This window comes from Aciduliprofundum boonei T469 (assembly GCF_000025665.1).
GTDB lineage: Archaea > Thermoplasmatota > Thermoplasmata > Thermoplasmatales > Aciduliprofundaceae > Aciduliprofundum > Aciduliprofundum boonei.
On the sequence record NC_013926.1, the window covers coordinates 946,382 to 960,351 of the forward strand.

General features: G+C 42.3%; 14 protein-coding genes. 10 read left to right on the forward strand and 4 right to left on the reverse strand.

Annotated elements, in window-relative coordinates; all coding sequences use genetic code 11:
• From ABOO_RS04965 to ABOO_RS05010, 10 genes are all read left to right on the forward strand, one after another.
• A complete protein-coding gene (locus ABOO_RS04965; protein ID WP_012997283.1) occupies positions 1-1,698 on the forward strand; it encodes an FAD-binding protein in 1,698 nt (565 codons plus the stop codon).
• A 10-nt stretch (positions 1,699-1,708) separates the two neighbouring features.
• Positions 1,709-2,482, forward strand: a complete 774-nt coding sequence (locus ABOO_RS04970; RefSeq protein ID WP_012997284.1) for a heterodisulfide reductase-related iron-sulfur binding cluster — start codon at positions 1,709-1,711, stop codon at positions 2,480-2,482.
• Positions 2,483-3,763: an LUD domain-containing protein gene (locus tag ABOO_RS04975; RefSeq protein WP_012997285.1), complete on the forward strand. Its 1,281-nt coding sequence runs from the start codon at positions 2,483-2,485 to the stop codon at positions 3,761-3,763.
• A gap of 47 nt (positions 3,764-3,810) precedes the next feature.
• Positions 3,811-5,112 carry an NAD(P)-dependent malic enzyme gene (locus ABOO_RS04980; RefSeq protein ID WP_012997286.1) on the forward strand — a complete coding sequence of 434 codons (1,302 nt, stop codon included), beginning with the start codon at positions 3,811-3,813 and terminating at the stop codon, positions 5,110-5,112.
• 14 nt (positions 5,113-5,126) lie between these two features.
• A complete protein-coding gene (gene sucC / locus ABOO_RS04985; RefSeq protein ID WP_012997287.1) occupies positions 5,127-6,233 on the forward strand; it encodes an ADP-forming succinate--CoA ligase subunit beta in 1,107 nt (368 codons plus the stop codon).
• Positions 6,230-7,096 (forward strand): succinate--CoA ligase subunit alpha, encoded by an 867-nt coding sequence (gene sucD, locus ABOO_RS04990; protein ID WP_012997288.1) that lies wholly within the window; start codon positions 6,230-6,232, stop codon positions 7,094-7,096. Before sucC ends, sucD begins: the two co-directional genes overlap by 4 nt.
• 51 nt (positions 7,097-7,147) lie before the next feature.
• A complete protein-coding gene (locus ABOO_RS04995; RefSeq protein WP_241209821.1) occupies positions 7,148-8,740 on the forward strand; it encodes a hypothetical protein in 1,593 nt (530 codons plus the stop codon).
• A 65-nt stretch (positions 8,741-8,805) separates the two neighbouring features.
• Positions 8,806-9,300 (forward strand): tRNA (N6-threonylcarbamoyladenosine(37)-N6)-methyltransferase TrmO, encoded by a 495-nt coding sequence (gene tsaA / locus ABOO_RS05000; RefSeq protein ID WP_008086788.1) that lies wholly within the window; start codon positions 8,806-8,808, stop codon positions 9,298-9,300.
• A 65-nt stretch (positions 9,301-9,365) separates the two neighbouring features.
• Positions 9,366-10,217, forward strand: a complete 852-nt coding sequence (locus ABOO_RS05005) for a fumarate hydratase (RefSeq protein WP_008086798.1) — start codon at positions 9,366-9,368, stop codon at positions 10,215-10,217.
• Positions 10,218-10,802 carry a FumA C-terminus/TtdB family hydratase beta subunit gene (locus tag ABOO_RS05010; protein WP_012997290.1) on the forward strand — a complete coding sequence of 195 codons (585 nt, stop codon included), beginning with the start codon at positions 10,218-10,220 and terminating at the stop codon, positions 10,800-10,802. It abuts the gene before it with no gap.
• Positions 10,803-10,853: 51 nt separating this feature from the next.
• Here the strand turns inward: ABOO_RS05010 and ABOO_RS05015 are convergent, their stop codons facing one another.
• The 4 genes from ABOO_RS05015 to ABOO_RS07985 all read right to left on the reverse strand — a co-directional run bounded on the left by ABOO_RS05015 (position 10,854) and on the right by ABOO_RS07985 (position 13,798).
• Complete coding sequence (locus ABOO_RS05015; protein ID WP_008086776.1) at positions 10,854-12,281, reverse strand: MFS transporter; 1,428 nt, start codon at positions 12,279-12,281, stop codon at positions 10,854-10,856.
• Positions 12,282-12,469: 188 nt separating this feature from the next.
• Entirely contained in the window at positions 12,470-13,432 is a 963-nt protein-coding gene (locus ABOO_RS05020) for a tyrosine-type recombinase/integrase (RefSeq protein ID WP_008086795.1), read from the reverse strand.
• 4 nt (positions 13,433-13,436) lie between these two features.
• Complete coding sequence (locus ABOO_RS05025) at positions 13,437-13,661, reverse strand: hypothetical protein (protein WP_008086794.1); 225 nt, start codon at positions 13,659-13,661, stop codon at positions 13,437-13,439.
• Positions 13,658-13,798, reverse strand: coding sequence for a hypothetical protein (locus ABOO_RS07985; RefSeq protein WP_155811390.1), 141 nt, complete (start codon positions 13,796-13,798; stop codon positions 13,658-13,660). The genes ABOO_RS05025 and ABOO_RS07985 overlap by 4 nt, the downstream gene beginning before the upstream one ends.
• Between the last annotated feature and the right edge of the window lie 172 nt (positions 13,799-13,970).

A 13,970-nucleotide genomic window follows, 5' to 3' on the forward strand; every position in this document is an offset into this window, starting at 1 on the left:
ATGACCCTGAAGCTTATTAGAGGATACCCTGAATATATGCGTGAAAGTATTGAAATGGTTGAGAAAACTAGAGATCAAAGGATAAAGGAAAAGGAGAAGGAGAAGGAACTAGCACTCTCTGCAGAGGAAAGAAGAGAGGTTCTAAACAAGTTTCACCCAGATTACGCCCCCGGTGGAAAGAGGGAGCTGAAGGTAGGTGTAAATAAAGGAGAGATAGTGCCCAATGAAGTTGCAGACATTCTTGAGGCATGGCCTGCTTTAGATCCAGATGAGGTTGATTTGAACGATATCGATTATGATGTTGATATCCTTATAATAGGTGGTGGCGGCGCTGGAACTGTAGCTGCTCTCTGGGCTAACAACGAAGGGATATCTGCTGAAAACATACTTATAGCAACGAAGTTGAGGCATGGTGATGCCAATTCAATGATGGCTCAGGGTGGTATACAGGCTGCGGATAGGCCTTGGGATTCGCCCATTATTCATTACCTTGATGTTCTCGGCGGAGGTCACTTTGCTAACAAGCATGAGCTGGTTAAGGCGCTTACGGAAGATGCTCCAAAGATAATAAAATGGCATGAAGACTTAGGAGTGATGTATGATAAGGATGAGAAAGGTAACTTCATTGAGCGCTGGGGTGGCGGAACCTCAAGAAAGAGATTACACTCTGCTAAAGATTATACAGGAATGGAGATTATGCGTGTTATAAGAGATGAAGCGAGAAACAGGGAAATACCAGTTTTAGAATTCAGTCCTGCTGTTGAGTTAATAACAACGGAAGATGGAGAGATTGGAGGAGCTATACTTTGGAATATGGAAACCAAGGAGTACTATGTTGTGAGGGCTAAAGCAACGGTCCTAGCTACAGGTGGCTGGGGTAGATTGCATATCAGGGGATTCCCAACCACTAACCACTATGGCGCTACAGCGGATGGCTTGGTTATGGCCTATCGCGCTGGGGCGAGATTGAGAGATTTGGAATCTGTACAGTACCATCCTACCGGAGCTGCCTATCCTGAGCAGATTGTAGGATTGCTCATAACTGAAAAGGTTAGGGCCATGGGTGCTACCCCCGTGAATAAATACGGCGAAAGATTTGTATTCCCACTAGAGCCCAGAGATGTAGAGGCAGCAATGTTCATTAGAGAATGCTTTGGCAAAGGTAACTGCGTGCAAACTCCTACTGGAATGCGCGGAATATGGCTTGACTCGCCTATGATTGAAGAATTGCAAGGAGAAGGGGCTATAAGAAAGAATTTAGATGCTATGTACCGTATGTACAAGAGATTCGGAATAGATATGACTAAGGATCCAATATTGGTGTTCCCAACTCTGCACTATCAGAACGGAGGAGTTGAAATCAACGCGGATGCTCAGGTCCTTAAGGGCGATGGTACGCCATATCCAAGATTCTTTGCAGGTGGAGAAGTTGAGGGTGGAGTGCATGGAAAGAACCGCCTTATGGGTAATTCGCTCTTGGATTACAATGTGTTTGGTAGGAGAGCAGGAATCTCTGCTGCAAAGGTTGCTCGTAACTCTGGTAAGCCTGGAAAGCTGAGTTTGAGGCATGTGAAGATATACTCGGAAGAAGTAAAGAAGATAAACGTGCCATTGTCGAGAAGGTCTCCTATCCTTCTTCCCGATTATAGGGGAAAGAGAGTGTTGGCCAGGAAGATAGATCTTCCTGTATTACAATGAGGTGCTTAGAATGAGAATAATGTTACATGGTTGGGATACCTCCCATAGATTGGGCGTACCTGAAATCTGCGATTCAATGACCTCAATAGTCAAGAAGATGGGGCATGAGTATGTCCCCAATGAAAGTAAGGTTATCTGCGCAGAAGCTATAGGTTTTTTGGGCTATGATAACCTAACTGATGATTTTGCAAAAGCAACAGTCAAAGAGATTGAAGAGAAGGTAAGCAAATATGACATAGACATGATTCTCACTGCTTATGCAGCACCATATGCTGCATGGAGCAAAGAGCGTGAGGGTTTCCTCGTTAAAAGGGGCTATGAACTTCCAGTGCCAATTGAGCATATTGCCACCTTCTTATATAAGAATCTGGATAAGTTAAAATTCAAAGAGCTTGATATGGCAGTGCTAATGCATGATGGATGCACTCTAGGGCGCAAGATGCGTGTTGCTGAGGAGCCAAGGAAGGTACTTGAGAAGATTCCCAAGTTGAAGTATGTGAATTTTGACCATCCTGAGTTGTATGTGAAAGAGAGAGAGCTTAAGCCATGGGATATATCCGCTTGTCCCGGTGGCTGGTTAGATTTTACCCTGCCAGAATTAATGCCCTATGTAGCTAGCAATGTCATTCGGGAGTACGCTTTGCCGAGAGAAGTGGATGTCATTGTTACCACCTGTGGAAATGGATACCATGCCTTCAAAGCGGGAATAAAGCATGGGGAATTTGACATCAAAGCTATGGCTTATCCAATGCTCATAGATATGGCTCTGGAGGGGGTGCAGTAAATGATAGATGATGTGGTTAAAGAATACACAGAAAGGATCATTGAGTATGGAGCGAAGAGCGAGAAAGTTCGTATTGCTTTATCCAGAGCAATTAAGGCTTTTGAGAACAATCGCAGAAATGCCTTGGGTATGTTTCCTCAAAGTATCGATACTGCTAAAGAAGTACGCAAGATTAAAGAGTACAGTATAGAGCATATGGATGAGTTGATAAAGAAGGCATGTGAGAGTATTGAGAGAAATCACGGGCATTGCTACTATGCTAAAACTAAGGAAGAGGCGTTGCAGATATTCAAAGATCTTGTTGGCAGTGGAAAATTAATAGTTAAGAGCAAGAGTCTTACCAGCGAGGAGATTCATCTTCGCGAATTCTTAGAGGAGTTGGGAAACGAAGTTTATGAAACTGATTTAGGTGAGTTCATTGTTCAGCTTATGGGCACTAGACCCACTCATATCCTTGCACCTGCTATAAATGTTCCTAGGGAGGATGTAGCTAAAGTGCTTAGTAAGTTTATGAAGGAGAAGGGTATAATAGAAGAAGATTTAGATGAGCAGGATATACCAAAAATGGTTGAAACTGTGCGTAAGTTTCTGAGAGATAAGTATTTCAAGGCAGATATTGGAATTAATGGGGCGAATGCCCTAGCTGCAGATACTGGCACGATGTTTATCATTGAAAATGAGGGTAATGCTCGTCTTAGCATAGGTGCTCCTCCCGTTCAAATAGCTATAGTGGGTGTCGAGAAAATCGTGCCCACCATAGAGGATGCGTTTAAAGTTACGGAAGTTACATGGAGGTATGCCAATTACACAGTACCTGCCTATGTAAACTTAATATCTGGCCCTAGTAAAACAGGAGATATTGAGAAGGTCATAACTTACGGGGCTCATGGACCTAAAGAGTTGCATGTAATTTTGCTAGATAATGGTCGCACGAAGATGCACGAATCTGGATACAATGAAGCATTGTACTGCTTGCGCTGTGGTACCTGCCTCTATGAGTGTCCAATTTATGCCGTAACCGCGGGATTCTTTGGACAGCAGTACATGGGTGGCATAGGAGCGATATGGGATGCCTTCACAACCGTGGGCTTGGAAAAAGCAAGTCCAATTGCCTATACTTGTGTGCGCTGCGGAAAGTGCAAGGTAATGTGTCCTCTCAATATTGATATTCCAGATATGATTGCAAAGCTTCGTAACGATGCTCGCAAGCAGGGTTATGTGCCAAAGGTTGTTAGGGATTTTGCTAAGGATATTGAAGAGTTTGTAAAGGAGCAAAAGTGAGGCGGAAAGTATAAGGTTGATTAAAACATGCGAGTATCGGTGATAAAATGGGCAACGATATTGGAGAAAAGGCAAAAAAAATGCACGAGTTCTACCGAGGCAAGATTCAAACTTTACCTAAAGTCCCTATCAAGGGCAGGGACGATTTAAGCATTTGGTACACTCCGGGAGTTGCTGAGCCCTGCAAAGAAATAAAAGAAGATCCCGAAAAGGTTTATACTTATACAAATAAGGGAAACACTGTTGCAGTTATAAGCGATGCAACACGCATACTTGGACTTGGGGATATAGGACCCCTTGCTGGATTGCCTGTTATGGAAGGTAAATCTCTACTGTTCAAGCATTTTGGAGGCGTGGATGCTGTACCAATTATGATCGATTCTAAAAATCCAGATAAGTTCATAGAGGTTGTGAAATTAATTGCTCCCACTTTTGGCGGCATAAACCTTGAGGATATATCTTCCCCAAAATGCTTCTATATTCTTGATAGATTACGTAAGGAACTAGATATCCCTGTTTGGCACGATGATCAGCAGGGTACTGCCACGGTGGTACTTGCAGCAGTTTTAAATGCTCTTAAGATAGTAGGTAAGAAGTTGGAAGATGTGGTTATTGCATCTTTTGGAGCGGGTGCTGCAGGTTTTGCAGTATTAAAGCTATTAGTTGAGGCTGGTGCAGATCCCGGGAATATAAGAGTTGTGGAAATGGTAAATCGTGAGCCCACAGTGCTTCACCAGCATATGGATTTAGCTAGGCTCTTTCCATATAGGGGTTGTTTATTGCGGAAGACAAACAGAGACAATGTTATGGGCGGTCCAGATGAGGCTCTTAAAGATGCGGATATAATGATATCGTTTACTCGTCCTGGGCCAGGAGTGATAAAAAAAGAGTGGATTGCCAAGATGAATGATGATGCTATAGTGTTCCCTCTCGCCAATCCTGTGCCAGAAATATGGCCCGATGAGGCCAAAGAGGCAGGCGCTAGAATAGTGGGTACAGGGCGCTCGGACTTTCCAAATCAGATCAATAATTCCCTTGGATTTCCGGGTATATTTAGAGGTGCATTGGATGTGCGAGCCACCACAATAACTGATGGTATGGCCGTGGCAGCTGCACATGAGCTTGCTAAGGTTGGAGAAGAAGAGGGATTGAGTGAAGATAAGATCTTACCATCTATGGATGATTGGGATGTGTTTGCCAGAGAGGCTGCTACTGTGGCTGTTGCAGCATTGGAGGAGGGAGTTGGCAGGAAATATACCACATGGGATGAGGAGTATGAGTATGCAAGGGGATTGATTGAAAAGTCCCGCAACAGTTTAAAAGTCCTAATGGATAAAAAACTGATATGAAGGAGGAATGAAAAATGAATCTGTACGAATATCAAGGAAAAGCACTCTTTAGAAAATTTGGAGTGCCAACGCCTGAGGGCTATGTAGCCTTCAAGCCAGAGGATATCAAAGAGTTTGAGGGAGAAAGAGTGATAAAAGCGCAAGTTCTGACAGGCGGCAGGGGCAAGAGTGGAGGCGTGAAGTTTGCCTCCAGTTTAGAAGAGGCTCGAGAGCTTGCTCGACAGATACTTGCCATGGAGATCAAGGGCCACAAAGTACACGCAGTTCTCGTGGAGGAGAAGTTGAAGATTGAGAAAGAGTTCTATGTTAGTATATTGATAGATAGAAGTACTAGAAGCCCGCTCATAATGGCATCTCCTGAGGGAGGTGTAGAGATAGAGAGTGTACCTGATGAGAAGATTTACAAGTTCGTTGTAAATCCTGAGATTGGTGTACAGCCATTTGTGGGTAGATTGCTCTCTAAGAAAATGGGCTTTACTGGAGATCTGGCCAAGCAATTCACCAAGATTCTAATGAATCTCTACCACATGTTCCGCGAGTACGATGCAGAGCTGGTTGAAATCAATCCCCTCGTTCTGAGCGAGGGAAAGTTAATTGCTGCGGACTCTAAGGTGGTAATAGATACAGACTCCCTATACAGGCACAAGGACCTTGAGGAGAACGCAGAGGAGAAAACTCCGCTGGAATTAGAGGCAAACAAAGCGGGATATGCTTTCGTTGAATTAGATGGTAATGTGGGAGTCATAGCCAACGGTGCAGGATTAACCATGGCCACGCTGGATACTTTGCTTTTATATGGGCTGAAGCCCAGAAACTTCTTGGATTTGGGCGGCACAGATAGCGTGGATATAACAAAGAACGCTTTCACTTATGTGCTTAAAGCAAATCCTGATGCGATTCTAGTTAACATATTCGGTGGCGTTACGAAATGCGACACCGTTGCACAGGGTATAATAGCGGCTAAAGATGCTTTCAATATCAACTTGCCCATAGTTGTGCGCTTGAGCGGCGTGCATGAAGAAGAAGGCCGCAAGATGCTTGAAGAAAAGGGCATACATGCATTTGCAGATATGCGCCATGCTATTGAGAAGCTTAAATCTATTATGGAGGGATCGCAATGAGCGTTATAATTGATGAAAATACGAAAATAATCGTTCAGGGTATAACCGGACATCAGGGCTCGTTCCACAGCGGTGAGATGATTAAGTTCGGTGCAAAGGTTGTAGCAGGCGTAACTCCTGGAAAAGGGGGTATGAAGGTTCACAATGTTCCTGTTTATGATACTGTTGAAGAGACATTGGTGCATGAGCCTGAAGCAACAATGATCACTGTGCCTGCACCTTTTGTGAAAGACGCTGCATTTGAAGCCATGTACAATGGAATACGAGTTGTGTATATTCTCACTGAGAAAGTACCTCTTCATGATGCTTTAGATATCGTTACCTATGCGAGAAGCCACGGACATATGGTCATTGGCCCAAACGGCCCGGGGATAACCGTGCCGGGAAAGACAAAGATGGGCATAATGCCAAACCACATATTCAAGAAGGGCACCGTGGCTGTAGCGTCTCGCAGTGGAACATTGACCTATGAGATCGTGAATGCTCTCACCCTCAACGGCTATGGGCAAAGTACTGTTATTGGCTTAGGTGGTGATAGAATTACCGGGCTGAATTTTGTGGATATCCTGGAACTATTTGAAAAGGATGAAGATACAGAGGCTATAGTGCTCGTAGGAGAGATAGGAGGCACTGCGGAAGAGGAAGCAGCCGAATACATAAAGAAGAATGTAAGCAAACCCGTGGTCGCTTACATAGCAGGCCGCTCTGCACCTCCTGGCAAGAGAATGGGGCATGCGGGTGCTATAATTACAAGAGGAAAGGGTACTGCAGAGAGCAAGATAAAGGCGTTTAACGAGGCGGGAGTTCCCGTGGCCGAGTTCCCTTGGGAGATACCTCAAGCTTTAAAGAAAGTTTACAAATAATTTTTCTTTATTTTTGGAAAATTTTTTTATACGATATTTTATATGGTTTAAATGGAGAGGGCTAGAATGAGATTTAGATTTTCGGGCATAGCTTTTGCCCTGTTGGTTACCCTGCTATTTTTACAAGGGGCCGTACAGGGAGGAGGGTCTATTATGGGAGATTCGAATGTGGAAGTGTTGAGCGGCACTATGATTTACTCTACTTCTCACACAGTGGATCGTATTGCGGTATATGGCAATACAGCAGCGTGGGTTGAGTGGAATCCAGATAATCCTGATATCAAAGGCTATAAGGATGGAAGTATAGTGACATTTGCAAGCAGTGCTGACATAGAGAGAAGGGTATCCGTTGGAGACATTGTTGTATGGGAAGACTATGCACCAGGTGTAGATAGTGGAAATATAATGTCTTCTGAGGGATTAGTGTATTCAGGAAATAGCCCACAATATCCAGATGTCTACGGGTACAATGTCGTGTTTGTGGATAATGGAAAAATAATGGCGAAAATTGATGGAAATTTGAAAGTTATTGACGATATGGGCAGGGATTATATAGAGCCCAGAATATCCTCTAACTACATAGTGTATGGAAACTATATCTACAAGATCAGCACGGGACAAAAATGGACTTTTGATCATAGTAATAAATTTATACGTATGGGCTCGGATGTATCTGGTGATTGGGTAATTGCATTTGGCAGAAACAATTTTGGAAATAGCATATATATAGATGCTTTCAACTTGTATAACGGTGCCTATTTTAGAGTGTGGTATCAATATGTCGGACAATACACATACTTTGATTCTGTGGGCATTGATGGAAACTTGATTTACTGGAGCTGTGATGGTATTGGGTATGTGTATGACTTGGTAAGCATGAAGCTCACAAGCTATTCAGTCGGTGAGGGTTCCTTGGATTCTCTGGTGATTGGCGGAGGAAAGATGCTCTGGGGCATTGTGAAAGATGATGGCTCCTACGAGATTTATATGGGAGATGCACCCAGCACACCGCAAAATTACATAGAAGTCACACTATTTAACAGTGGAGGAATTGATGCGAGCATTGTAACTCTATTGATAAAAGATTCAAACGGAAATATGCTAGGTTATGATGCCAATTACAAGCATTATAAGAGTATACCCAACGCTGTGATACTCATAGAAGGTGGTACTTACTCTTACCGCCTGTTTGGCTCTGGCTATACCTATTCTGTTATTGGCTCCGATGGTGGAAAGTACAGCTTGAAGATAAGGCATTTTGGAAATGCGAGAGCTTTTGAGCTGGATGTAGAAGCCCTGAATATAACGATATCTAAGAACGAAGTGCATCAATACATAGTGGATTGGGGTAAGCTAGCAGATAAGGTTAAGGGTGCAGTGCAGGTGAGCATTGATAAGGATGGAGATGGAACTTTTGAGAGTAATTTCAAGCTCTCCACAGGAACAATAACAGATACGCTCTTTGGCTCAGGAGGCAATAACGGAAACAGCAACGGAGGAAATGGCGGAAGCGGAACTACAGAAAGCTCAGAACCTTTCGAGCTCAGTTTCAACATTGGAGGAACTCTGTGCCTAGCCATGGGTGCTTTAATATTCCTAGTTTTCATTGCATTAATAGTGCGCTTGGCAAGGAGAAGGAGATAACTCCTTTCCCATTTTTTTGATGATAGCATTAATGTACGAGTAAACGATTTGTAATAGAGATCACAATGAATCTTTGGAATTTAGAGATAAAGTACAAACCTATCGGAATAGTTCATTCTCCATTTAAAGAACCCAAGGGTGTGCCGATACAGCCAGAGGTAGCCAAAGGTATTAAAGGAACAGTTGAAATCTTTTCTGAATATGAAGATGGGCTTAAAGATATTGAGGGTTTTTCACATATAATTATAATATCTCACTTTCATTTGGCTAAGGGCTTTAAATTGGTAGTCGTCCCATACATGGATAAAGAGAGCCATGGGGTTTTTGCTACCCGTGCTCCTGCAAGGCCAAATCCTTTAGGCATGTCTATTGTTAAGCTTGTAGGTAGGAAAGGAAATGTGCTCTACATTGAAGATGTAGATATTGTGGATGGCACTCCCGTGTTAGATATAAAACCCTATGTGCCCCAATTTGATGTCAGACCTGCTTACAAGATCGGATGGCTTGAGAAGAATATATATAAGCTGCCAGAAAAGAGAGATGATGGTAGATTTTCCTGATGTCTTTTCCTACTTTCGCAATATCTTTTTAATCTTGTAAGCCATGCCTATAGAAGGTGATTGAGATGATTGATGAAATTGTTGAAGCCATAAGGAGGGCTGAGACAGAGCTTTCAGAAGACACAGTGCAAGCCCTCAAAAGGGCATATGAAAAAGAGACAAACGAGATGGCAAGGACCCAGCTCAAGGCCATAATTGAGAATTTTACAGTGGCAAAAAAAGGTTCTTTGCCAATGTGCCAAGATACAGGATTGCAGACATTCTTTATAGATATGGGCTACGATTTTCCATATCGTGCAGAATTGAAGAATGCGATAACTGAGGCGGTTAGAAAAGCTACGAAGGAGATTCCTCTCAGACCAAATGCAGTGCATCCATTCCTGCACAAGAATTCTGGAGATAATACGGGGAGATTTGTGCCTTACATACACTGGGAATTGAGAGAGGGGGATGATGCAATTATCCATGTCATACCCAAGGGCGGTGGGAGTGAGAATATGAGCGGTCTTTACATGCTTCCTCCGGGCGTTGGAATAAAAGGAATAAAGAAGACGGTTATAGAGCATATATTCAAATCTGGTGGCAAGCCATGCCCACCTACAATAATAGGTGTGGGAATAGGCGGAGGTGCAGATCTCGCTCTAACGCTTGCTAAGAAAGCTGCAATACTTAGGCCCATAGGCTCAAGACACGAGGAAGAGTTTGTGGCACAGCTTGAGGATGAACTATATGAGATGGCAAATAAACTTGGCATAGGGCCAATGGGTCTTGGAGGAGATACCACAGTGCTGGATGTACATGTGGAGTATGCGCACAGACATCCTGCAACCTTGCCTCTTGGAATTGTAACGCAATGCTGGGCTAACAGGAAGAGAAAGGTGCTTATTGATGCTAATGGCAAGGTGGAGGTGATCTAAATGGAGTATCACGAAAAAACGCCTATAATGGATGCAAGGAAATACAAACTTGGCGATGTAATCTATGTCACTGGCGAGATTGTTCTTGCGAGGGATGAAGCTCATAAGAAACTGTTAGAAGAGGGTGCACCTTTAGATCTAAAAGGTTCGGTTATTTACCATTGTGGCCCTGTGGTGACAAAGAAGAATGGTGAATGGAAAGTTGTGGCTGCAGGACCTACCACGAGTATAAGGATGGAGATCTTCGAGGATGAATTCATTGCAAAGTTCCATCCTGGAATCATAGTAGGCAAGGGTGGAATGGGCGAAAGAACACTCAAAGCTCTTAAAGAGCATGGGGCCGTGTATGCTGCGTACACAGGTGGCTGTGGTGCTCTTGCAGCTGAGAGAATAAAAGGAGTTAAAGAAGTGCATTTCCTTGATGAACTTGGTATACCTGAGGCAGTGTGGGTATTCAAAGTTGAAGAGTTCGGCCCGTTGGTTGTGACTATGGATGCACACGGAAATAGTTATTACGATAATGTGGACGAAGAGGCAAAGAAGAATTTGGACGCACTTTTGAAGAAGATTGAAAGTGAGAGTTAATTTTTCTATTATTTTTAAATTATTTTTAAATAAGGAATGAATAGAATATGTTTACTTTTTCCCGTTTTTCTTTTTAAACACTTCCAATATCCACAACGACAATATAGTGAGTCCCAAAAACACAACAGCGGAACCTGTGAATAAATAGGTGTATGCATCGTTGGTTGGAATTCGCATAGAATACGGGGGAATGGGCAGTCTTATGATGGTATAGTAAGTGTTCATAACAGTACCTGCTATGGCTGGACCCCAGGTAGCTCCAAAGTTTCTGAACAGGCTGTTTGCACCAGTGGCAACTCCCATTTTTCTGCGTTCAACGCTGAATATAAGCACATTTATGAGCGAGACATTCATTAGAACAATACCCACGCTGACAAAAACGGTCATGGCGACAAATTCCCAGAGCGATGAGTTAGTGGCGTATTTTGCCATAGCCAGAAGACCAATAAACGCCATTGTTGCACCCAATACCGCAAAGAACTTCACGCCTGTTTTTGGCATCAACTTACCTGCAACAGGTGCAATTATAAGCATAACCACGGCGGTAGGTATCATAAGCAAACCTGTCTCGAGCACGGTTTTTCCAAATCCATATGGTGTAGGCATCTGGAAAAGGTAGGTGTCTGCTTGGCTCATCATTTGCATTCCAAATGCTGCAAGCATTATTCCAAAATTTGCTATAATTGGATTTCTGGAGGATATCACATCTATGGGAATAAGTGGGTTTGGCTCTCTCTTTTCGATAAGCAATAGTATCAAAAATGAGATTGCGGAGATACCAAATAGGGATAGAGTTTGACTATTAAACCAGCCAAATGTAGGGGCGCGGGTTACAGCTACCAATGCAGGAACTACGAATGAAATTAGTGCAAGCGTTCCTTTCCAATCAAACTCGGTTGGTGTGATATACCTACTCTCCCTTATAACCAGATAAGAAATTACAAGCATTAAAAAAGCAAATGGTGCAATACTATGGTATGTCCACCTCCATCCATAATTTTGTGATATATATGCACCAAGGGGCAACGCAATTACCATACCAACAGCGAACATTGCGCTTATTAATCCCTGAACCTGTGGTACCAGTTTTGGTGGGAACTCTTCACGAACTAATGAAAAGCCTAGGGGAAATATGGCCATACCTACTCCTTGTAATGCTCTGAAAAACAGGAGCCACTGATATGTTGGTGCGAATCCATTTAAGGTTACGCCCGTTGTATAGAATATTAAGGCAATTAAAAACATCTTCTTTTTACCGAACATATCTCCGAGCTTGCCCATGATTGCAACGCTTACGGTGCCTACAAGAAGATAAATGGATAGTATCCAGCTTGCATCGCTGGGCGTTATATTAAAATCCTTTTGGATTGTTGGAAGCGATGGAATGAGCACTGCCTCGGTGTACATCACAATAAGGGGCAGAAATACGAAGATTGCAGCCGCCTTCTTTGCGTATTTCAAGTCATAAATTTCTTCCATGCAATCACCGCTTACTCTTTTGGTGAAAGAAAAGGTAATAAATAAAGTTGTATCATTTCTCACAAATCATATTAAAGTATGCTTCTGATAAAATTAAAATCATATTTACAAATGAAATGTAATGAAAATAGTTAAAATCCAAACGGCTTTATTATAAGAAAGTGGGGGCACTGGGTCTAACATGTGCATCACCCACTAGCTTCACCTCCTTTGTTTTTAGTTTTCTCTTTCACCTTCTTATATTCATCTCTAACAAAATCCAGATCATACTCTGCATAGTATTTTCGGGTAGTCTCTAAATCATGGTGCCCCACTTGGCGAGCCACCGCTTCAATTCTTGCCCTAGCCTTGACCCACTGACGGATATAAGTATGTCTAAACTTGTGAAGACCAAATGATTTTTGAAGCTCAGGATCGTGCTTCTCAAGGTATTTGTAAATGCGATTGTAAATTGTTCTTGCTCTTTTATCCAATGGTTCAATTACCCCATTCTTCTTTCGCTTGAAAAAGAGCGAGTTAAGTGTGTTCTCACCCATTACCTTACGATACTCCATATATTTGTCATAGACCTCTTTGTACCTCTGCAGGATCTCTTTAAGTTCCTTGGGCATCATAACAGTACGAGCTATGCCTTGCTTTGCTACATCCTCCCTTATGGATATTTCCTCGCTATCAAAATCTATATCTTCCCATGTAAGTCCACCCGCCTCAGCGGATCTCATTCCAGTGTAGGCAAGTATCCAGATGTAAACCTTGTTCTGGAAACTGATAATATCATTCTCTGAGAATAGATTTAGGAGTTTTTCTAGCTCCTCATCCTTATAGTACTTGTGAAGTTTCTTAACTCTCTTAGGTGTATTTAGCTTCATATAATAGGTGTTTGGATTTCTGCAAAATTCTAGAAATCGTACAACATCTCCATATGTTCTGCTTATGTAATTTTGATCATACCCTTTTCTCCTCATCCACACAAGGAATCTTAGAAGATCCTCTTCAGTAAGCACTTGAGGATCTGGAAGCGGTGTTTTATTTTCCTCCTTCCAGAAATTTTCAAAGAGTTTAAGCCTCTTTTTATAGGTTCTTAGGGTTTCAGGATCTCTGGCAGCATCCATCTTGAGAAAAAACTTATCCTTCCAATTTTCCCACATCATAAGTCTACACCTCCATTGCCTCGGTATATACGGTTTTCTTTCCATTGATGTAACCTCTTTTCTTATTGATCTTCTCCCATATTTCGGGGTGATGATACCTGAGGTGATTTCTTCGCTCTGAAGAATGCACTATTTCTCCGCAATAAACGCATCTATAGTACTTTCCAGAGCGGTCTAGATAGTACGGGTAGAAGTGAGCCCACAATTCACTTCTTTTCCCAACACTCATTTTAAAGCCTCCTCAGGCTGATATGAATATAATCTTCTCTTCTCCATAAATCCCACTTTACCTATGCTCCAAAATCGCTTGGTTTCGTAGAGATTTATTAATTCTTCATACATTCGAACCCTAGATATCAGTCTCATCACACTCACCTTTCACTAATGACATGTGAAAAGTAATATATAAACTTTTTTCAAAAGTCAAAAGTGAAATTAGAAAATATATTTATAAAAGGTGCTATATTCTAAAAGATAGCATTTTCCCATGAGAATTGACATTTTGAATAGAAAAAGTTATATATTTCAAAAGTCTTAT

Excerpts from the sequence above, each read along its gene's own strand:
- ABOO_RS05020 (WP_008086795.1), bottom strand. The coding sequence starts at position 13,432 with ATGATGTGGGAAAATTGGAAGGATAAGTTTTTTCTCAAGATGGATGCT.
- ABOO_RS07985 (WP_155811390.1), bottom strand. The coding sequence starts at position 13,798 with ATGAGACTGATATCTAGGGTTCGAATGTATGAAGAATTAATAAATCTC.
- ABOO_RS04965 (WP_012997283.1), top strand. The coding sequence starts at position 1 with ATGACCCTGAAGCTTATTAGAGGATACCCTGAATATATGCGTGAAAGT.
- sucD (WP_012997288.1), top strand. The coding sequence starts at position 6,230 with ATGAGCGTTATAATTGATGAAAATACGAAAATAATCGTTCAGGGTATA.
- ABOO_RS05005 (WP_008086798.1), top strand. The coding sequence starts at position 9,366 with ATGATTGATGAAATTGTTGAAGCCATAAGGAGGGCTGAGACAGAGCTT.
- sucC (WP_012997287.1), top strand. The coding sequence starts at position 5,127 with ATGAATCTGTACGAATATCAAGGAAAAGCACTCTTTAGAAAATTTGGA.
- ABOO_RS05015 (WP_008086776.1), bottom strand. The coding sequence starts at position 12,281 with ATGGAAGAAATTTATGACTTGAAATACGCAAAGAAGGCGGCTGCAATC.
- tsaA (WP_008086788.1), top strand. The coding sequence starts at position 8,806 with ATGAATCTTTGGAATTTAGAGATAAAGTACAAACCTATCGGAATAGTT.
- ABOO_RS05025 (WP_008086794.1), bottom strand. The coding sequence starts at position 13,661 with ATGAGTGTTGGGAAAAGAAGTGAATTGTGGGCTCACTTCTACCCGTAC.
- ABOO_RS04980 (WP_012997286.1), top strand. The coding sequence starts at position 3,811 with ATGGGCAACGATATTGGAGAAAAGGCAAAAAAAATGCACGAGTTCTAC.
- ABOO_RS04995 (WP_241209821.1), top strand. The coding sequence starts at position 7,148 with ATGGAGAGGGCTAGAATGAGATTTAGATTTTCGGGCATAGCTTTTGCC.
- ABOO_RS05010 (WP_012997290.1), top strand. The coding sequence starts at position 10,218 with ATGGAGTATCACGAAAAAACGCCTATAATGGATGCAAGGAAATACAAA.
- ABOO_RS04975 (WP_012997285.1), top strand. The coding sequence starts at position 2,483 with ATGATAGATGATGTGGTTAAAGAATACACAGAAAGGATCATTGAGTAT.
- ABOO_RS04970 (WP_012997284.1), top strand. The coding sequence starts at position 1,709 with ATGAGAATAATGTTACATGGTTGGGATACCTCCCATAGATTGGGCGTA.